Below are 18,088 nucleotides of genomic sequence, written 5' to 3' on the forward strand. Positions count from 1 at the left end.
GGTTCCGCTGCACCGCAACGGAACCCCTCCACCTCACTCCACGACGATGGCCTGCTCCGGGCAGGCCGACACCGCTTCCTCCACCGCACCGACCAGATGCTCCGGCACCGCACCCGGTGCCGTCTCGGCATAGCCGTCCACGTTCAGCGTGAAGACCTCCGGGCACAGCCCCAGACAGGCGCCGTGGCCCCGGCAGCGGTCCGCGTCGACAGTTACCTTCATCAGGCCTCCTCGGTGTCGAATTCCAGGTGCAGGGAGGTGAGTCCACGCAGGATGAAGGTCGGCAGGTAGTGATACCGCCGCTCCTCCGCGGGTCCGTGCACCGTCTCGTCGATGCGCAGATCGGTGGTGCGATCCAGCAGGCGTTCGATGGCGATCCTGGCCTCCGCGCGGGCCAGCGGCGCACCGGGGCAGGTGTGCGCGCCACGCCCGAAAGCGATGTGCTGGCGGGCATTCGAACGCGCCGGATCGAAGGTGGTCGGATCGTCGAAGCGGCGCGGGTCGCGATTGGCCGCACCGTTGACCACCATCAGCACGGTCCCCACCGGCACCTCGGCCCCGCCCACCGTCGAGGTCGACTTGGCGAGCCGGAAATCGCCCTTCACCGGGCTCTCCATCCGCAGCGACTCCTCGATGAAGTTCTGGATGCGGCTCTTGTCCGCGCGCAGGTACTCCTGGATGTCGGGCCGTTCGGCGATCAGCTTCAGCGCCGAGCTCAGCAGCCGGACCGTGGTCTCCTGACCGGCCGAGAAGACATTGGCGGCCACCCGCACCACATCGAGGACCTCCGGCTGCGACCCGTCCGGGAACGTCGCGGTGGCCAGGCTGGTGAGCACGTCGTTGCGCGGGTCGCGGCGACGGTCCTCGATATAGGCCGAGAACTTGCTGTAGAGGAACTCGATCGGGTTGTGCGACATGCCTTCACCCTGCGTGGAGCCCACGCTGGCACCCTCGCGGTGCGGATCGCGCTGCAGGGTGTGCAGGAACTCGTCCTGGTCGTCCTTGGGCACACCGAGCAGATCGGCGATCACGTACAGCGTGAAGGGACCGGCGAATTCGCGCATGCAGTCGCCGCCGGTGACCAGGTAGTGGTCGAGCATGCGGTCGGCGATCGACCACATTGCTTCCTCGTTCTCCTTCAACCGCTTCGGCGTGATCAGCCGCATGAGCAGGGCGCGGTGATCGGTGTGCGTCGGTGGATCCAGCGTCGGCAGCTGATCGCTCATCGGCAGGCTGTCGCGATGCTCGGCGATCACCGCGTCGACATCGGTGTCCTCGTCCAGCGGGACCGGGAATCCGGGGAACGGACCGGTGACGGCGATGCACGAGGAGAACCGCCCGACATCGTTGTAGACCTCGAGTGCCTCGTCGTAGCCGGTCACCATCATCACGTTGTGATGGCGTTCGCGGGTCACCGGGCATTGCTCGCGCAGCGAATCGAAGTACGGGTAGGGATCTGCGACCAGCTCCTGTCCGAGAAAGAAGTCCAGATCCTGGAAGTTGTTCACCACGCGACGGGTCCCTTCGAGATTCCGGTCGACGCCACCTGGCGGATGTTTGGTGCCAGTCGACTTCCGTGATTGAGAATAAGCCTCTCACATGTGAGTATGAGATTTCCACACTGCTCGCTGCGCGTCAACCGGAGGACAGACCCCATGCCCAACGACCCCACCGCGGACCAGCGGTTTTTCCAGACGACCACCCGCGAATTCCTGGCAGGCACCGTGCCGATCGAGACCGTGCGCGCGCTCGCCGAGGCGGGCACCGGCTTCGATCGGGACTGGTGGCGACGCGGCGCCGAACTCGGCTGGACGGCGATGCTGGTGCCCGAAAGCCTCGGCGGCGGTTCGGTTTCCGGTCATCCGATGACCGAGCTGGCCCTGGTCGCCGAGGAACTCGGCCGCGCCGCCGCGCCCGGCCCGTTCGTCACCACCACCGCGGCGCTGGCCGGTCTGCGCGACACCACCGACCACCTCGCCGAGACGGTCGCCGCGATCGTGGCGGGCACGATCGTGGTGACCTGGGCGGTGTACGAGCCCGGTGCGGGTTTCGGCGTGCTCACCGGCGAGGTCGGCGGCACCCGCGCGGTGCCGACCGGTTCCGGTTACCGGCTGACCGGTGTCAAGGATCGGGTGGAGGCGGCCGATCAGGCCGACCTGTTCCTGGTCACCGCGGCCGGTCCCGACGGCCCGATCCAGCTGCTGGTGCCCGCCGAGACGCCGGGCGTGACCGTCAGCCCGACCTGGACCATCGATCTCACCCGGCGCACCGGCAGGGTCGTCTTCGACGATGTCGTTGTCGGCTCCGACGGGGTGACCCACACCGGTGACGCGGCGGCGGCCGCGGTGCGCGCGCAGGCGGGCGCCGCAGCGCTCGTCACCGCCGCGGAGTCCGCCGGTGCCGCCGACCACGCGCTCACCCGCACGCTGACCTGGCTGTTCGAGCGCTACACCTTCGGGCGGCCGCTGGCCTCGTACCAGGCGCTCAAACACCGCATGGCCGACAACAAGACCTGGCTGGAGGCCTGCCGCGCCACCGCCCTCGCCGCGGCCGCCGCCTGGGACGCCGAGGCGGCGGAGACCGACGAGTACATCAGCATCGCGAAATCGTATGTGGGCGCGAAGGCACCGGTGATCGCCCAGGACTGCGTGCAGCTGCACGGCGGGATCGGCGTCACCTGGGAGCACGATCTGCACCTGTTCCTGCGCCGGATCACCCTCGGTCGGGCGTTGTACGGCACACCCGAGGAGCACCGCCGCCACATCACCGATCTGCTCGACTCCGCGGCATGACCGCACCGTCCCCTCAGGAAGGCATCGTCGTATGACCACCGACATCGAGACCGTCGAGGATTTCCGGCTCAGGGCCAGGAACTGGCTGAAAGCGAACATGTCCCCGGCACCGCCGTCGACCGCACCCGCCGACACCGAGGAGGCCTGGCAGCACGCGCGCCGGCTACAACGCCTGCTGCACGACGGCGGTTTCGCCGGTATCTGTTTCCCCGCCGAATACGGCGGTCTCGGCCTGAGCCCCGCGCATCAGGAGGCCTTCACCGAGGAGTCGCTCCCCTACGAGATGCCGCTGCTGCTGAACGTGCCGACGCTGGCCATCTGCGCGGCCAGCCTGCTCGATCTCGGCACCGAGGCGCAGAAGCTTGCCCATCTGCCCGCGGTGCTGCGTGGCGACGAGATCATGGTGCAGTTCCTGTCCGAGCCGAGGGGCGGCTCGGATCTGGCGGGGCTCACCTCGCGCGCGGATCGCGACGGTGACCGGTGGATCCTCAACGGCTCCAAGATCTGGAGTTCGGGCGCCTACGCCGCCGACTACGGCCTGTGCCTGGCCCGCACCGACTGGTCGGTGCCCAAACATCAAGGGCTGACCCTATTCCTGGTCCCGGTGCACGCCGAGGGCGTCACGGTGCAGCGAATCAAGCAGGTCACCGGTTCCACCGAGTTCTGCCAGGAGTTCTTCGACGAGGTGGTGCTGCCCGCGGACGCGGTGGTCGGCAAGGTCGACGGCGGCTGGGAAGCGGCCTCCCGCTTGCTGTTCCACGAACGGGCGGCACTCGGCGGCACCTCGCCCTACACCAGCGGCGCCCGCCCGCACCTCGGTGGTGAAGCCGACCAGCTGCTGCGGTTGGCGAAGGCGACCGGCCAGTCGGCGGATACCAGGGTGCGCGAGGACATCGGTGAAGCGCGCGCCATGAACGTGGTCCGCGACCAGCTCATCGCCCATGTCACCCGCGCCATCACCACCGGCGCCCTGCCGCCGACCTCCGGCGCCATCCCCCGCCTGTTCTCCGCCGAGAACGCCTGGCTGCAAACCGATACCGCCCTGCGCATCGCGGGCTCCGACGGCGCCACCTACACCGCGGGCGCCGAGGCCGACACCGAAACCGCCGGCCTGGACTACCTGTTCCGCGCGGCCTGGAGCCTGGCCGGTGGCAGCACCGAGATGGCCCGCAATGTCATCAGCGAGCGGGTCCTCGGCATGCCGCGCGAGGACACCGCCGACCGCGACGTGCCCTTCGACCAGGTCCCGCACGGTCGATGAGGTGCGGGTGAGCGGCTCCGGTTCTCCTGCGACGAGCCGCTCACCCGTATCCAGTCAGCGGGCGGTCCAGCGGGGAGTTCGCTTCTCCGCGAAGGCAAGTGGGCCTTCTTGCGCATCGGCGCTCTCATAGCAGGGCACCGAAGCGTGCCTGGCTGCCTGGAGCGCGGCCGCGCGGCCCATCTCGGTGGCGAGCATGACAGTGTCGCGGGCCGCGCGCACCGACAGTGGTGCCGCCTGGGCGATCTCGCGGGCCAGCTCGAGTGCGGCGGGGAGCAGGTCGGCCGGTTCGGCGAGGCGGTTGACCAGGCCGATCTCGTAGGCGCGGCGGGCGTCGACCGGCTTGCCGGTCAGCAGGATCTCCATCATGATCCGCTGCGGGATCATGTGGATCAGCGGTGCGGCCCAGGGTGAGCTGCGGCCCACTTTCACCTCGGTGACGGCGAAGCTCGCCTCGGTCGAGGCGACGCACAGATCGCAGGCCTGGGCGATCATCCAGCCGCCGGCGAACGCGGCGCCGTTGACCGCGGCGATGGTCGGCTTGCTCAGTTCCACCGTGTCGTAGGGCACGGGGAACATGTCGCGCGGTGGGACCGTCATCCCGGTCGCCACCATCTCCTTGAGATCTCCACCGGCGCAGAAGGCCCGGCCCGCACCCGTGAGCACGGCGACCCGCAGCGCCGGGTCGGTCTCGAAACGTTCCCACGCCGCGAACAATCCGGCCCGTACGTCCCGGGCGAGACAGTTGCGGGTCTCGGGACGGTTCAGGGTGATGACGGCGATCCCGTCGGGCCTGGCCTCGAACAGCACTGCGTCCTCGGACATCAGAATCCTCTCCGCTGGATCTCGTGCGCCGCGCGGTCCAGCTCGTCGCGAAAGCCGGGGTGCGCCACCGCGATCAGCGCGCGGGCGCGTTCGGCCATGGTCCGCCCGGCCAGTTCGGCGGCGCCGTATTCGGTGACGATCACGTCGACGTCGCTGCGCGCGGTGGTGACCGGCCCCGACAGCGCCGCGCAGATCCGACTCACCGTCCCGCGCCGGGCGGTGGACTGCAGCGCGATCACCGATCGCCCACCCGGCGACCGCAGACCCGCACGCACGAAGTCCACCTGCCCGCCGGTGCCGCCGAAGTACGCGGTGCCGCTCTGTTCGGCGTTGACCTGCCCGGTGAGATCGACCTCGACGGCCGAGTTGACCGTGACCAGGCGGCTGAGCTGCCCGAGCACCGCCGGGTCGTGGGTATAGGCGGTGGTGCACATGCGGATCAGCGGATTGCGGTCGGCGAACCGGTAGAGCCGTTCCGTGCCGATCAGCGCACCGGTCACCGAGACTCCGCGATCGATCTCCTTGCGCGCGTTGGTCACCACGCCCGCGTCCACCAGATCGACCAGGGCGTCGCCGATCATCCCGGAGTGCACACCGAGATCGGTGCGGTCGCGCAACAGCCGCAGCACCGCGTCCGGCACCGCGCCGATCCCGACCTGCAGGACCGCGCCGTCGTCGACGAACTCCGCGACGTGCCGGGCGATCGCCTCGTCCACCGGCCCGATGGCGGCGGCGGTGACCTGCACCGGATCCCGGGACACCCGGATCGCGTAGTCGATCTCGGTCGCGTGGATCCGCTCTCCCACGGTCCGCGGCACCCGGTCGTTCACCTCCGCCACCACGACCCGCGCCGCCCGGATCGCGGACAGCACGTGATCACTGATGAGCCCCACACTGTGCGTGCCGTCCGTATCGGCAGGCGCGACCTGAACGAACGCAACATCACACCGCAACTCACCCGCCTCGATCATCGGACCGACCCGGCTGACGTGACACGGCACCACGCTCAGCAGATGCTCCGCGGCGAGCCCGCGCAGCGCCCCGATCGCGCCCATGCTCACCGGCTCGAACACCGCCGCGGCGGCCGGGGTGAGCAGGCCGGAGAAACTCGTCGCGACGAACAGCGACAGGTCCGCGATCCCGCTGCCTTGCGCGATGAGCATCTCGATCAGGGTGGTCGGCTCACCGCATGCCTGACCCGCGACGATCCGGTCACCCGAGCGCAGGATCCGGCGCAGGTCGAGTTCGGCGGCAGGCAGCACGGCGGTCATCGGGCCCACCCGCCCGGAACGGCCGAGCCGGAGCGCGTGCGCGACTCGGCGGCGGATATCGGCAGCGCTGTTCCCGGCACGGCGGAGCGGAGCTGGTCGAGGACCGCGTCGGTATCGGCGCCGAGCCTGGGTGCGGGACCGGCGACGCGGCCCGGGGTGCGGGAGAAGCGGGCTGGTGGGCCGGGGAAGCGGACGGGGCCGTCGGGGGTGTCCACGGTCTGGAAGAAGCCGACCGCGGCGAGGTGTTCGTCGTCGAAGAGGTCGTCGGGGGAGCGCACCGGCGCCGCCGGGATCTCCAGCGATCGAAGGATCGTCAACCACTCCGCGGTGGTGCGTTCGGCGAAGGTCTCGGCGAGATGGGCGTAGACCACATCGATCCGGGCCGCGCGCTGGGCGAGCGTGGCGAATTCCGGTCCGGCCCACGGTGGCCGGACAACGTCCACGAACGCGGTCCACTGTTTGTCGTTGTAGACCAGGGCCGCCAGGTAGCCGTCGGCGGTTCGGTAGGGCTTGCGGTCCGGCGTCACCGCGCGCGGGTAGGCGGCCGGGCCGAGCGGCGGGGAGAACAGGGCGCCGTTGGCGTGTTCGACCAGCATGAACGCCGCCATCGTCTCGAACATGGCGACCTCGACCTCCTGGCCCTCGCCGGTCCGCTCCCGATGCAGCAGCGCCATCGTGGTGGCGTACACCGCGGTCAGCCCGGCGACCTTGTCGGCGATGATGCTGCCCACGTATCCCGGTGCGCCGGTGAGCATTTCCTGCACGGAGGGCAGTCCGCAGGCGGCCTGGACGGTGTCGTCGTAGGCGGGCAGGCCGGAGTCGGGACCGCCGCGGCCGTAGCCGTAGCAGTTCGTGTAGACAATGCCCGGGTTCAGCGCGGCCACGTCCGCGTACCCGAAACCGAGCCGCTCGATCGCCGCCGCCCGCATGGAGTGGACGAAGACGTCGGCCCCGGCGACCAGTTCGCGCAGGGCCGCAGCACCGGCCTCGGTGCGCAGGTCGAGGACCACACTGCGCTTACCCCGGTTGACATTCACGAAGACCCCGCTCATCCCCGGCTCGGGACCCACCGAGATGTAGCGGGTGTCGTCGCCGCGCGGCGGCTCGATCTTGATCACCTCGGCGCCCATGTCGGCCATGATCTGCGTGCAGTACGGCCCCATCACCATCGCGGTCAGGTCGACGACCCGAATCCCTGCGAGCGGACCTGTGTGTTCCATCGCGTCCCCTTTCGACCACCACCCGATCGGGCTATCTGGTGAATCTTTGCAAGGATAGTGCTATCAAGGAAGTCGTGGACAGCTTCACCGGCAACATCCGTGCCCCGCGCCCCATCGCGACCGTGCTCGACGATCCGCTGCGGGAACATCCCGACGCGCCGGCGATCATCGCCGCTTCGGGGACGTGGAGTTACGCCGACCTCGACGAACAGGCCGCTCGCGCGGCGGGAGCGCTGTGGTCGCTCGGCGTCCGGCCCGGCGACCGGGTCGCCGCCTGCCTACCCAACGACCTCGCCGTCGTCGCCGCGTTCCACGGCGCGCAGCGCGTCGGAGCGATCTGGACCGGCATCGGAGAGGCGAATTCTCCTGCCGAGCAACAGTTCCTCCACGAGGTGTGCGATCCCGCCGTCGTGCTGGCCGGTCCACGCTGGGGCGGGAGTTCCCCGCACGTGGTGCACCCCGACCGGTGGATGGACCTGACCGCGCACGCCGACCCCGCGCCCACCCTCACCCACGACATCGACGCACCCGCAGGCATCGCCTTCACCAGCGGCACCTCCGGGCGCCCGAAGGCGGTGGTGCACAGTCAGCGCAATCTGCTGCTGCCGGGCGCGGTGGTGCGCGCGACGCGCGGCTGGGGCCCCGACCTGCGCCGCGGCGACAGCTTCCCGCTCACCATCTTGAACATGATGGTGCTGTCCACCCTGACCACGGCCCAGGCCGGTGGCTGCGCGGTGATCATGGACCGCCGCGATGTCGACGGGGTCGCCGAGTGGATCGCCGCGCATCGGGTGACGGTGTGGAACGGCGCCCCCGCCCAGCTCTACGACCTGGCCCGCAAGCCCGGCGCGAATCTCGCTTCGCTGCGGGAGGTCTGGAGCGGCGGCAGCGACACCCCCGACACGGTCCGCACCGCGTTCGCCGCGACCCACCACGGCCTGCTCCCGCGCACCACCTACGGCCTCACCGAGGCACCGACGGTCGTCGCCATCGATCCACCGGGGACCGACTGGACGCCGGGCAGCAGCGGCCGCGTCCTCCCCCACCTCGATGTCGCCGCCTACGACGACGAGAACCGGCGACTGCCACCGGGTTCCCTCGGCGAACTCCGCCTGGCCGCCGCCACCGACGGCCCCTGGGCCGGACTCTGGCGCCCCACCCTCGGCTACTGGTCCGACGGTGCGGTGCACCCGCCGGAACCGGGACCGTTCGCCACCGGCGACATCGGCACCGTCGACGCCGAGGGCCGCCTGTCGGTGCTCGACCGCAAGAAGATGGTCATCATCCGCGGCGGCGCGAACGTCTACCCGCTCGAGGTCGAACGGGTACTGGCCACCCACCCGCACGTCACCAAGGTGGCGGTGTGTCCGGTACCGGACGAACGCCTCGGCCAGAAGGTCGCCGCCGTGGTCGAAAGTGACAGCGGCGCTGTCGATTTCGACGACCTGGCCCGCCTGTGCCGACGCGAGCTCGCCGGCTACAAGGTCCCCGAGATCTGGGCCATGGTGGCGGCACTACCGGTGAACGCCATGGGCAAGGTGGAGCGCACCGGGCTCACCGCACTCGCCGTCACCGCCCAGCAGGAGAACCGATGAGCGACCAGCACGACAAGGCACTGGAACTGTTCGACCTCACCGGCCGCGTCGCGGTGGTCACCGGCGCGTCCTCGGGACTCGGCGCCGCCGTGGCCGAGACCCTCGCCGGACTGGGCGCCCTGGTCGCGGTGGTGGCCCGGCGCGCCGACCGGCTCACCGAACTGGCCGACCGGGTCGACGGGCTCGCCGTCGTCAGCGATCTGGCCGACCCCGCGCAAGTCGCCACTGTGGCGCCGCGGGTCGCCGACCAGCTCGGCGCGCCGACGATCCTGGTGAACGCGGCCGGTAACCGCTTTACGACAGCACGTGCCGAGGACGAATCGCTCGATGCGGTACAGCGCACCATCGGCCTCAACCTCGTCGCACCGTTCCTGCTGGCACAGGCGCTGTTTCCGTACATGCGCGACGCGGGCGGCGGCTCGGTGGTCAATGTCTCCTCGATCAGCGGCCGCGTCGGCGTCCCCGGCATTCCGCAGGCCTCCTACGCCGCGAGCAAGGCCGGATTGTCCGGGCTCACCACCGAACTCGCGGTGCAGTGGGCCCGGCACTCGATCCGGGTGAACACCGTCGCGCCCGGCTTCTTCCGCAGCGAGATCACCGACAGCCTCTACGACAGCGAGCGCGGCGCCGAGTACCTGCGCCGCAACACCCCGCTGCCCCGGGAGGGCACCGCCCAGGACTTGGTCGGCGCGATCACCTGGCTGGCCGGCGACGCCGCCAGCTACGTCACGGGGCAGACGATCGTGGTCGACGGCGGCTGGACCGCCCGCTGACCACAGCGCCCGTTCCGGGCGATTGACACCGAACACTCCCGATGAAAACATATCCATACCTACGCGAGAATTGCATTCTCGCAGGAGAGAGGGGAAATCCCCATGTTCTCGGCCATCCTTATCGAGAAGAGCGGAACACCGCCCGAGGTCAGCGCGACCACGGTGTCCGAGGACGCGCTGCCCGCGGGTGACGTCACCGTCGACATCGCGTATTCCACGCTGAATTACAAAGACGCCCTGGCCATTACCGGCACCTCACCGGTGGTCCGTTCGTTCCCGATGGTGCCGGGCATCGACCTGGCCGGGGTTGTCGCCGAGAGCGGTCATCCCGACTGGACGCCCGGTGACAAGGTCGTACTCAACGGCTGGGGCGTCGGCGAGACGCACTGGGGTGGCCTTGCCCAGCGCGCCCGCGTCCGTGGCGACTGGCTGATCGCCCAGCCGGAGGCCTTCTCCGCCCGTCAGGCGATGGCGATCGGCACCGCCGGCTATACCGCGAGTCTCTGTGTGGAGGCACTGGCCGGTCACGGGCTGCGGCCGGAAGACGGCGAGATCCTGGTGACGGGTGCGACCGGCGGCGTCGGCAGTGTCGCGATCGCCCTGCTGGCCGCCGCCGGATACACCGTGGCCGCCGCGACCGGAAAGCCCGCCGAGGCCGGGTATCTGAAGGATCTGGGTGCGAGCACCGTCGTCGACCGGGCCGAACTCGCCGAGCGCGGCAAGCCGCTGCAGAAGGAACGCTGGGCCGGTGTGGTCGACGCCGCGGGCAGCCACACGCTGGTGAACGCGAGCGCGCAGGTCCGCTACGGCGGCGCCGTCGCCGCGTGCGGGCTGGCCCAGGGCATGGATCTGCCGGGCACCGTTGCCCCGTTCATCCTGCGCGGGGTCACCCTCTACGGCATCGACAGCGTCATGGCGCCGATACCGCGCCGGATCCAGGCCTGGGAGCGGCTGGCCCGCGACCTCGATCCGGCCACCCTGGACGCCATCGCCACCGAGGTCCCGCTGAGCGAGGCGATCGCCGCCGCGAGCCGGTTCATCGATGGCACCGTGCGTGGCCGTCTCGTCGTCGACGTCAACCGCTGAACAGGAGTATCCGTGTCCGCGAACAAGCGCACCGCCGCCGTCGAACTCGACCTCAGCGATGTCGACCACCGGGTCGGCAAACCGATCGGCGGCGGGCAGCTGTGGGATCCGTGCAGCACCTCCGACATCCGCCGCTGGGTGATGGCGATGGACTATCCCAATCCGCTGCACTGGGATCAGGAATTCGCCAGGGAATCCCGCTACGGCGGGCTGATCGCACCCCAATCCATCGCGGTCGCACTGGATTACGGGCACGGCGCGGCGCCAGCGTGCGTCGGCCGCATCCCAGGCAGTCATCTGATCTTCGGCGGCGAGGAGTGGTGGTTCTACGGTGCGCCGGTGCGTCCCGGCGACACCCTGTTCCAGGAGCGCCGTTTCCACGACTACACAGTCGCGGAGACGAAATTCGCGGGGCCGACCATGTTCTCGCGCGGAGACACCACCCATCGCAATCAGCACGGTGTGCTCGTCGCCCGCGAACGATCGACCGCCATCCGCTATCTCGCCGAGGAGGCGACCAAGCGCGGGATGTACGACAACCAGGCCGGCGAGATCAAGCGCTGGACGGCCGCCGAACTGGCCGAGGTCGACGCGCTGCGCACCGAATGGCTGCATTCCAACCGGCTCGGCGTCTCCCCGCATTTCGACGAGGTGAAAGTCGGCGACAAATTGCCGCGGCGGGTGATCGGCCCGCATTCCATCGCGAGTTTCACCACCGAATACCGCGCCTTCCTCTTCAATATCTGGGGCACGTTCCAGTGGGTCGCGCCCGAGGGCATCGACGATCCGTGGGTCTATCAGGATCCCGGCTGGACCGAAGGTTTCGGATTCGACGAAGAGGGCGCCAAGATCGACCCGCGGCTGCGCGACGGTCTCTATGTCGGTCCATCGCGCGGCCATATCGATGCCGACAAGGCCGGCGAGGTCGGCATGGCGCGCGCCTATGGTTACGGCGCGACGATGGGCGCCTGGTGCACCGACTACCTGGCGTACTGGGCGGGCAACGACGGCATGGTGCGCCACACCAAGGCCGATTTCCGGCTGCCCGCGTTCGAGGGTGACGTCACCTATTTCGATGCCGAGATCATCGGCAAAGAAGCCCACTCGGCCTGGGGTGTCCCGCTGGTCCAGGTGGAGCTGAAACTCACCGACCAGAACTTCGGCACGCTCGTGAAATGCGTGGCCGAGGTCGAACTGCCGTTCTGAGAAAGGTCGACGATGACCGAGGAAGTATCGGACCCGGCCGTCGCGGCCGGGCCACCACTGACCGAGGAACCCGGACTTGGCCCGCTCACCCTGCCCGGATTCCTGCGCGAGGTGACCCGGCGCTACGGCGACCGGGAAGCGCTCGTCTTCCACGACGGCGCCGATGTCATCCGCTGGACCTACGACGAACTGTGGGAACAGTCCGTCGCGGTGGCGCGCGCCCTGCGGGCCGCCGGGGTCGGCAAGGACAGCCGGGTCGGCGTGCTCATGACGAACCGACCGGAATGGCTGGCGGCCGTCTTCGGCACCGCCATGGCCGGTGGGGTGGCGGTCGCGCTGAGCACGTTCTCCACGCCGGCGGAACTGGAGCACCTGCTGGGATTGTCCGGGGTTTCGGTGCTGCTGTTCGAACGTGCCGTCGCCGGGAAGGATTTCGCGGCGATGCTCACCGAATTGGCACCGGAGATCGGCACGGCGGCTCCCGGGGCGGTGCGGTCGGCCGCCTACCCGTTCCTGCGCCACCTCGCCGTGGTGGGCACACCGGTGGACGGCGGCGCGATCGAGACCTGGGACGCGTTCGTGGCGGGCGCGGAGTCCGAACCGGCCGCACTCGTCGAGGCCACCGCGGCGACGGTGTCGCCGAGTGATACCGCGGTGCTGTTCTTCTCTTCCGGAACCACGAGCAAGCCCAAGGGAATTCGCAGCGCGCATCGCGGTGTCACCATCCAGATGTGGCGGTTCCGGCGGATGTTCGGTTTCGGCCCCGACGACCATGTCCGCTGCTGGACCGCCAACGGCTTCTTCTGGTCCGGCAATTTCGGGCAGGCGCTGGGTTCGACCCTGGCCGCGGGCGGGTCGCTGGTGCTCCAGTCGACCTTCGACGGCGCGGCGGCGCTGGAACTGATGCAGGCCGAACGGGTGAACTTCCCGGTCGCCTGGCCGCACCAGTGGGCCCAGCTCGAAGGCGCACCCAACTGGTCGACGGTGGATCTGAGCACCCTGCGGTTCGTCGACATCGGCTATCCGGCCGCCCGTCATCCCACGGTGACCACCACCTGGACCGAGCCGGGACACGCCTACGGCAATACCGAGACCTTCACCATCACAACCTGTTTCCCCGCCGACACGCCGGCGGACACGATCGCGGGTAGCAGTGGCGAACCGCTGCCCGGCAATACGATCAAGATCGTCGACCCGCTCTCCGGCGCCGTGCTGACCCGTGGTGACCGCGGCGAGATCTGCGTCAAGGGGCCCACCCTGATGCTCGGTTACGTCGGCATCCCGCTCGACGAAACCCTCGACGCCGACGGCTATTTCCACACCGGCGACGGCGGCTACCTCGACGAGGCCGGCCGGCTGTACTGGGAGGGCAGGCTCACCGACATCATCAAGACCGGCGGCGCGAATGTCTCCCCGCTCGAAGTCGACGAGGAGCTCAACCGCTACCCGGGCGTGAAAGTCGGTCGCACCGTGGGTGTTCCGCACGACACCCTCGGCGAGGTCGTGGTGGCCTGCGTCGTCCCACACACGGATGCCACGCTCGACGGCGAGGCGATCCGGACCTTCCTGCGGGAACGGCTCGCCAGCTACAAGGTGCCCCGGCATGTCCTGCTCTACACCGAGAACGATTTCGCCCTCACCGGCAGCGCCAAGATCAAGTCCGCCGAGCTGCGCGAGCTGGCGGCGGCCCGGCTCGCGACCTGACGCACGGGTACCGGCGGCGGTCCCGATACCGCCGCCGGACCGTCCCCGCTAGCGCGCAGGCGCCATCGCGCCACCGAGGTGGCCGACGGTGGCGGCGAGGTCACCGCAGGCCTGCTCGTACTGCCCGCGCAGAGTGGCCACGAGGTCCGCGGTGGTGCCTGCTTCGGTGATGGCGCCGACGCCCTGGCCCGCGCCCCAGACATCACGCCAGGCCTTGGCATCGCTACCGGAGGAGCCGAAGTTCATCTGCGAGGGGTCCGACTCGGGCAGGTTGTCCGGGTCCAGGCCCGCGGCGACGATGCTGCCGCGCAGGTAGTTGCCGTGGACGCCGGTGAACAGGTTGCTGTAGACGATGTCGGAGGCGGTGGAGTCGACGATCATCTGCCGGTAGTCCGGCACGACATTCGCCTCGCTAGTGGACAGGAACGCGGAGCCGACGTAGGCCAGGTCGGCGCCCGCGGCCTGGGCGGCCAGGATCGACCGGCCGTGTGCGATCGAACCCGACAGCAGCAGCGGGCCGTCGAACCAGGTGCGGATCTCCTGGATCAGCGCGAACGGCGACTGGGTCCCGGCGTGCCCGCCCGCGCCCGCGGCGACCGCGATCAGCCCGTCGGCACCCTTCTCGATCGCCTTGTGCGCGAACTGATTGTTGACCACGTCGTGCAGCACGAGCCCGCCGTAGGAATGCACGGCGTCGTTGATCTCGGTCCGCGCGCCCAGCGAACTGATCACGATCGGCACCTTGTGCTCGACGATGACCGCCATGTCCTGCTCGAGCCGGTCGTTGGAGCGATGCACGATCTGATTCACCGCGAACGGCGCCACCACCGCCTCCGGATTCGCGGCCGCGTACGCCGCGTTCTCCTCGACGATGCGATCGAGCCAGTCACCGAGCAGCGAGGCGGGCCGCGCGTTCAGCGCCGGAAACGATCCGACGATCCCGGCCTGGCACTGCGCGAGGACGAGCTCGGGGCCCGAGGCGATGAACATCGGCGAGGCGACCACGGGCAGGGACAGGCGGCTGGAGAGCCACTGGGGCAGTGCCATTGAATCCTCCGAAAACGGGACAGGCCGGCGGACCGGTTGTTCGTCAGTACCCGCACGGTACGATCGAACCCATTCCCTATGCAACCAGTTGCATAGGGATAGTGGCCTGAATCACCACGACACCGGCGTGCCTGCCGAACAGGTCATCGATACCGGGCGGCCAGCTTCTTCCGGTGTGCCGACGGCGCCCCGAACAGCGCGCGGTTCAAGGTCACCCGTTTGAGGTGGACGTGGATGCCGCTGTCCCAGGTGTAGCCGAATCCTCCGTGTAGTTGCAGGGCGGCACCCACGACCCGTACCGCGGCGGTGGTCGCGTACGACTTCGCTCGTGCCGCGGCGATCGCGCTGTCGGCCGAACTCTCGGCGATCGCCTGGACGGCCGCGTCGACGAGGTGCCTGGCGACGGTGACCTGCACCAGCATGTCCGCGCAGGCGTGCTTGACCGCCTGGAACGAGCCGACAGGGCGCCCGAATTGTTCGCGCACCCGCACATAGTCGACGGTGGTCGCCAGCATGGCTTCGGCCGAGCCCAGCGAGTCGCAGGCCACCGCGACGGCGGCTCGGGCGCGGAGGGTGTCCGAGTCCGGGAACCGCCATACGGTGTCGGTGGCCACCCGGTCGGCGGTCACCGTGGCGGCTGAGCGAGTGGCGTCGACCAGTGGTGTCGGGGTGATGGTCAATCCGGTGGTGCCGGGTGTGACCGCGACGAGCTCATCGCTCGCCGGGATCGGGACGAGCAGTAGGTCGGCGGCCGCTGCGTCCAGGACGAAAGCCGCTGATCCGGTCAGGGTGGGTCCGCCTGGTCCAGGTTCCAGGACGAAGTCCTGGTCCCTCTCGCCTGCGTCGAGGACCAGTACCGGCATTGTGCGCCCGGCCACCGTTTCGCGGAAGATGTTGTCGCGCAGATTGTTCGCAGCGACCGCAGCCAACGCGGGGACCGACAGAGCCAGCACCGTGGGCAGCGCGGTGACGGCGGCGACCCGGCCCACCTCGCCGAGCAATACCGCTACCTCGGTGAAACCGGCGCCCGCACCGTCGAATTCGGGCGGTGCGGCGAGTCCCGGCCAGCCCGCCTCGGAGACGGTGGTCCACGGCACCGGCTGGCCCGCCGATTTCGCGAGCAGGTCGCGGGCGAGGGCGCGCAGGTCGTCGTGGAACTCGGCGAAGTCGGTCATCGCTTGTCTCCCGCCGGTTCGCGGGGCAGCCCGAGGCCGCGTTCGGCGATGATGGTGCGCTGGATCTCGCTGGTGCCGCCGGGGATGGTCCACTCCCAGGAGCCGAGGAAGTCCAGCACCCAGGCGCCGGATTCCCAGCCGCCCGACCTCGGTGTGCGCAGCACCGTGTGCGCGTCGACTCCACCCAGTTCGGCGCCGAAATCGGTCATCCGCTGGAGGAGTTCGCTGTAATAGAGCTTGACGACCGAGGCGTCGGCCTGGCCGACCGTCCCCGCTTCGTGCCGTTCGACCAGGTCGCGGCACAGCGCGCGCAGGCCGGTGATCTCGATCTCCAGTTCGGCGAGGCGATCGGCCACCACCGGGTCGTCCAGCGCCCGGCCGCCGGGACCGGGACGCGCGGCATCGGCCAGCAGCATCCGGAACCCCGCGTTGCCGAGCCGCTCGGCCAGTTCGAGCATGGTCAGGCCGCGTTCGGCACCGAGGGTGCGCTGGGCGACCTGCCACCCGGTGTGCTCCGCGCCGATCAGCGCGATCGCGGGCACTCGCACGTGATCGAGGAAGATCTCGCAGAAGTGGGATTCCCCGGTGGCCTGCCGGATGGGCCGCACCTCGATGCCTGGGCTGCGCATATCGAGCAGGAAGTACGAAATCCCCTGGCGCGCGGGAGCGGACGGATCGGACCGGGCCAGCAGCAGGCACCGGTCCGCGTACTGCGCACCGCTGGCCCACACCTTCTGGCCGGTGATCACCCAGTCGTCGCCGTCACGGGTCGCGGAGGTCCGCAGCGCGGCCAGGTCCGAGCCCGCGTCGGGTTCGGAGAAGCCCTGCACCCAGATCTCCCCGTCGAGAATGGCGGGCAGATGCCGCGCGCGTTGCTCGGGGGTCCCCGCCGCGAGCAGGGTGGCGGCCGCGTGATGAATGGCGACGAACGCCAGCACGAGCCGCGGCGCGTCGTGCGCGGCCAGCTCTTGGTACAGCACGATCTGATGCCCGACCGGCATCCCACCCCCGTACTCCGCGGGCCAGTGCGGCACCGCGAACCCGGCGGTCCGCAGCCGCTGGAACCAATCCTGCTGAAACCGGACGAATTCCGCGTCGGACGCACCGAGCTGGGTCCGCCGCCAATCCTCGGGGATCTGTGTGCGGCACCAGTGGCGGACATGCGCACGGAACGCGGAGAGGTCAGCGGGCCATCGCTCCCCCACGCCCAACACGCCGGTCGGCTCGGTCGAGCGCACTCCCGCCGAATCCGCAGGACTTGCCGAATCGGCCTCGGGAACATCTGCCGATGTCCGTGTGCACAGATCCGACCCATCTGCTGTCACTGCCTGCGGGCCCATATCCGCCGCATCCGCTGGTGTCATCGGGCGCGCTGACGCAGGGCGAGCAGGCGATCACGGTGCTCGGGGGTTTGCATGGAGACGATCTCGGCGGCGAAACCGGCCTGCATCGGACCTGCCAGCGCCTGACTGAGATACATGTTCACGACGCGCTTGGTGCCGCGCACCGCTTCGGGGGGCTGGGCCGCGATGCGGTGCGCGAGGGCCAGCGCCTCGGGCAGCAGCTCGTCCGGGGCGACCACGCGGCTGGCCAAGCCGACGTCGACGGCGGTGGCGGCGTCGATGCGGTCGCCGGTGTAGAGGTACTCGCGGGTGCGCAGGATCGGGGTGAGCAGCGGCCAGAAGGCAGCGCCGCCGTCACCGGCGACCAGGCCGACCGCGACGTGTGGATCGGCCAGGTAGGCGCGTTCCGACAGCAGCACCACATCGCTGAGCACGGCGATGCTCGCGCCGAGGCCGACGGCGGCGCCGTTGACCGCGGCGATCACCGGCAGCGGGAAGCGCAGCATCTCCTCGATGATCTGCGCGCCTTCGCGGATGCTCTCGTCGCGGGCGACCGGGTCGTCGAGGAAGGAGGTGATCCAGTCCAGGTCACCACCCGCGCTGAAAGTCCTTCCGGCGCCGGTGAGTACGACCGCCCTGGCCTCGGTGTCGGCGGCCAGGTGCCGCCAGACCTCGGCCAGCGCGCGGTGCAGGTCGGCGTTCACGGCATTGAGCGCGTCGGGCCGGTCGATCAGCACGATGCGCACCGGGCCGTCGGCGGTCACGGTGAGTCCGGGTGGCAGCGGGTTCACGG

Annotated in this window: 16 protein-coding genes; 7 read left to right on the forward strand and 9 right to left on the reverse strand. The window is 69.9% G+C overall.

Translation table 11 applies throughout. From position 1 onward, the window contains the following. Positions 1–33: 33 nt before the first annotated feature. Positions 34–222: a ferredoxin gene (locus ACWF82_RS02590; protein ID WP_452497239.1), complete on the reverse strand. Its 189-nt coding sequence runs from the start codon at positions 220–222 to the stop codon at positions 34–36. Then, entirely contained in the window at positions 222–1,511 is a 1,290-nt protein-coding gene (locus ACWF82_RS02595; RefSeq protein ID WP_452497241.1) for a cytochrome P450, read from the reverse strand. Before ACWF82_RS02595 ends, ACWF82_RS02590 begins: the two co-directional genes overlap by 1 nt. 144 nt (positions 1,512–1,655) lie before the next feature. Between ACWF82_RS02595 and ACWF82_RS02600 the strand changes: the two genes are divergently transcribed. Both ACWF82_RS02600 and ACWF82_RS02605 read left to right on the forward strand, forming a co-directional pair. Then, positions 1,656–2,792 (forward strand): acyl-CoA dehydrogenase family protein, encoded by a 1,137-nt coding sequence (locus tag ACWF82_RS02600; protein WP_452497243.1) that lies wholly within the window; start codon positions 1,656–1,658, stop codon positions 2,790–2,792. Positions 2,793–2,823: 31 nt separating this feature from the next. Further along, positions 2,824–4,053 carry an acyl-CoA dehydrogenase family protein gene (locus ACWF82_RS02605; RefSeq protein WP_452497245.1) on the forward strand — a complete coding sequence of 410 codons (1,230 nt, stop codon included), beginning with the start codon at positions 2,824–2,826 and terminating at the stop codon, positions 4,051–4,053. A gap of 54 nt (positions 4,054–4,107) precedes the next feature. Here the strand turns inward: ACWF82_RS02605 and ACWF82_RS02610 are convergent, their stop codons facing one another. The 3 genes from ACWF82_RS02610 to ACWF82_RS02620 are packed head-to-tail and all read right to left on the reverse strand — an operon-like array spanning position 4,108 to position 7,366. Next, on the reverse strand, positions 4,108–4,875 hold the full coding sequence (locus ACWF82_RS02610; RefSeq protein WP_452497247.1) for an enoyl-CoA hydratase/isomerase family protein: 768 nt from the start codon (positions 4,873–4,875) through the stop codon (positions 4,108–4,110). Then, a complete protein-coding gene (locus ACWF82_RS02615) occupies positions 4,875–6,146 on the reverse strand; it encodes an acetyl-CoA hydrolase/transferase family protein (protein WP_452497249.1) in 1,272 nt (423 codons plus the stop codon). The genes ACWF82_RS02610 and ACWF82_RS02615 overlap by 1 nt, the downstream gene beginning before the upstream one ends. Continuing rightward, the gene (locus tag ACWF82_RS02620) at positions 6,143–7,366 is read right to left on the reverse strand and encodes a CaiB/BaiF CoA transferase family protein (RefSeq protein ID WP_452497251.1); all 1,224 of its coding nucleotides are present in this window, start codon (positions 7,364–7,366) and stop codon (positions 6,143–6,145) included. Before ACWF82_RS02620 ends, ACWF82_RS02615 begins: the two co-directional genes overlap by 4 nt. A 74-nt stretch (positions 7,367–7,440) precedes the next feature. Between ACWF82_RS02620 and ACWF82_RS02625 the strand changes: the two genes are divergently transcribed. The 5 genes from ACWF82_RS02625 (at position 7,441) to ACWF82_RS02645 (ending at position 13,730) form a co-directional block, all read left to right on the forward strand. After that, positions 7,441–8,961 (forward strand): class I adenylate-forming enzyme family protein, encoded by a 1,521-nt coding sequence (locus ACWF82_RS02625; protein WP_452497253.1) that lies wholly within the window; start codon positions 7,441–7,443, stop codon positions 8,959–8,961. Beyond that, entirely contained in the window at positions 8,958–9,734 is a 777-nt protein-coding gene (locus tag ACWF82_RS02630; RefSeq protein ID WP_452497255.1) for an SDR family NAD(P)-dependent oxidoreductase, read from the forward strand. The genes ACWF82_RS02625 and ACWF82_RS02630 overlap by 4 nt, the downstream gene beginning before the upstream one ends. Positions 9,735–9,836: 102 nt before the next feature. Then, a complete protein-coding gene (gene acuI / locus ACWF82_RS02635; protein WP_452497257.1) occupies positions 9,837–10,820 on the forward strand; it encodes an acrylyl-CoA reductase (NADPH) in 984 nt (327 codons plus the stop codon). A 12-nt stretch (positions 10,821–10,832) separates the two neighbouring features. Further along, the gene (locus ACWF82_RS02640; protein ID WP_452497259.1) at positions 10,833–12,026 is read left to right on the forward strand and encodes an FAS1-like dehydratase domain-containing protein; all 1,194 of its coding nucleotides are present in this window, start codon (positions 10,833–10,835) and stop codon (positions 12,024–12,026) included. A 12-nt stretch (positions 12,027–12,038) separates the two neighbouring features. Further along, positions 12,039–13,730, forward strand: coding sequence for a class I adenylate-forming enzyme family protein (locus ACWF82_RS02645; protein WP_452497261.1), 1,692 nt, complete (start codon positions 12,039–12,041; stop codon positions 13,728–13,730). Between the two features lie 48 nt (positions 13,731–13,778). Here ACWF82_RS02645 and ACWF82_RS02650 read toward each other — a convergent pair whose 3' ends face one another. The 4 genes from ACWF82_RS02650 to ACWF82_RS02665 all read right to left on the reverse strand — a co-directional run bounded on the left by ACWF82_RS02650 (position 13,779) and on the right by ACWF82_RS02665 (position 18,086). Continuing rightward, the gene (locus tag ACWF82_RS02650; RefSeq protein WP_452497263.1) at positions 13,779–14,777 is read right to left on the reverse strand and encodes an NAD(P)H-dependent flavin oxidoreductase; all 999 of its coding nucleotides are present in this window, start codon (positions 14,775–14,777) and stop codon (positions 13,779–13,781) included. A gap of 143 nt (positions 14,778–14,920) precedes the next feature. After that, on the reverse strand, positions 14,921–15,952 hold the full coding sequence (locus ACWF82_RS02655) for an acyl-CoA dehydrogenase family protein (RefSeq protein WP_452497265.1): 1,032 nt from the start codon (positions 15,950–15,952) through the stop codon (positions 14,921–14,923). Next, positions 15,949–17,157 carry an acyl-CoA dehydrogenase family protein gene (locus tag ACWF82_RS02660; protein ID WP_452497704.1) on the reverse strand — a complete coding sequence of 403 codons (1,209 nt, stop codon included), beginning with the start codon at positions 17,155–17,157 and terminating at the stop codon, positions 15,949–15,951. The genes ACWF82_RS02655 and ACWF82_RS02660 overlap by 4 nt, the downstream gene beginning before the upstream one ends. 155 nt (positions 17,158–17,312) lie before the next feature. Further along, positions 17,313–18,086 (reverse strand): enoyl-CoA hydratase/isomerase family protein, encoded by a 774-nt coding sequence (locus ACWF82_RS02665; RefSeq protein WP_452497267.1) that lies wholly within the window; start codon positions 18,084–18,086, stop codon positions 17,313–17,315. Positions 18,087–18,088 lie beyond the last annotated feature (2 nt).

It is taken from the genome of Nocardia sp. NPDC055053 (assembly GCF_053608285.1).

Coding starts and splice junctions, on each gene's coding strand:
- ACWF82_RS02590 (WP_452497239.1), bottom strand. CDS start 222: ATGAAGGTAACTGTCGACGCGGACCGCTGCCGGGGCCACGGCGCCTGT.
- ACWF82_RS02600 (WP_452497243.1), top strand. CDS start 1,656: ATGCCCAACGACCCCACCGCGGACCAGCGGTTTTTCCAGACGACCACC.
- ACWF82_RS02605 (WP_452497245.1), top strand. CDS start 2,824: ATGACCACCGACATCGAGACCGTCGAGGATTTCCGGCTCAGGGCCAGG.
- ACWF82_RS02610 (WP_452497247.1), bottom strand. CDS start 4,875: ATGTCCGAGGACGCAGTGCTGTTCGAGGCCAGGCCCGACGGGATCGCC.
- ACWF82_RS02615 (WP_452497249.1), bottom strand. CDS start 6,146: ATGACCGCCGTGCTGCCTGCCGCCGAACTCGACCTGCGCCGGATCCTG.
- ACWF82_RS02620 (WP_452497251.1), bottom strand. CDS start 7,366: ATGGAACACACAGGTCCGCTCGCAGGGATTCGGGTCGTCGACCTGACC.
- ACWF82_RS02630 (WP_452497255.1), top strand. CDS start 8,958: ATGAGCGACCAGCACGACAAGGCACTGGAACTGTTCGACCTCACCGGC.
- acuI (WP_452497257.1), top strand. CDS start 9,837: ATGTTCTCGGCCATCCTTATCGAGAAGAGCGGAACACCGCCCGAGGTC.
- ACWF82_RS02645 (WP_452497261.1), top strand. CDS start 12,039: ATGACCGAGGAAGTATCGGACCCGGCCGTCGCGGCCGGGCCACCACTG.
- ACWF82_RS02650 (WP_452497263.1), bottom strand. CDS start 14,777: ATGGCACTGCCCCAGTGGCTCTCCAGCCGCCTGTCCCTGCCCGTGGTC.
- ACWF82_RS02655 (WP_452497265.1), bottom strand. CDS start 15,952: ATGACCGACTTCGCCGAGTTCCACGACGACCTGCGCGCCCTCGCCCGC.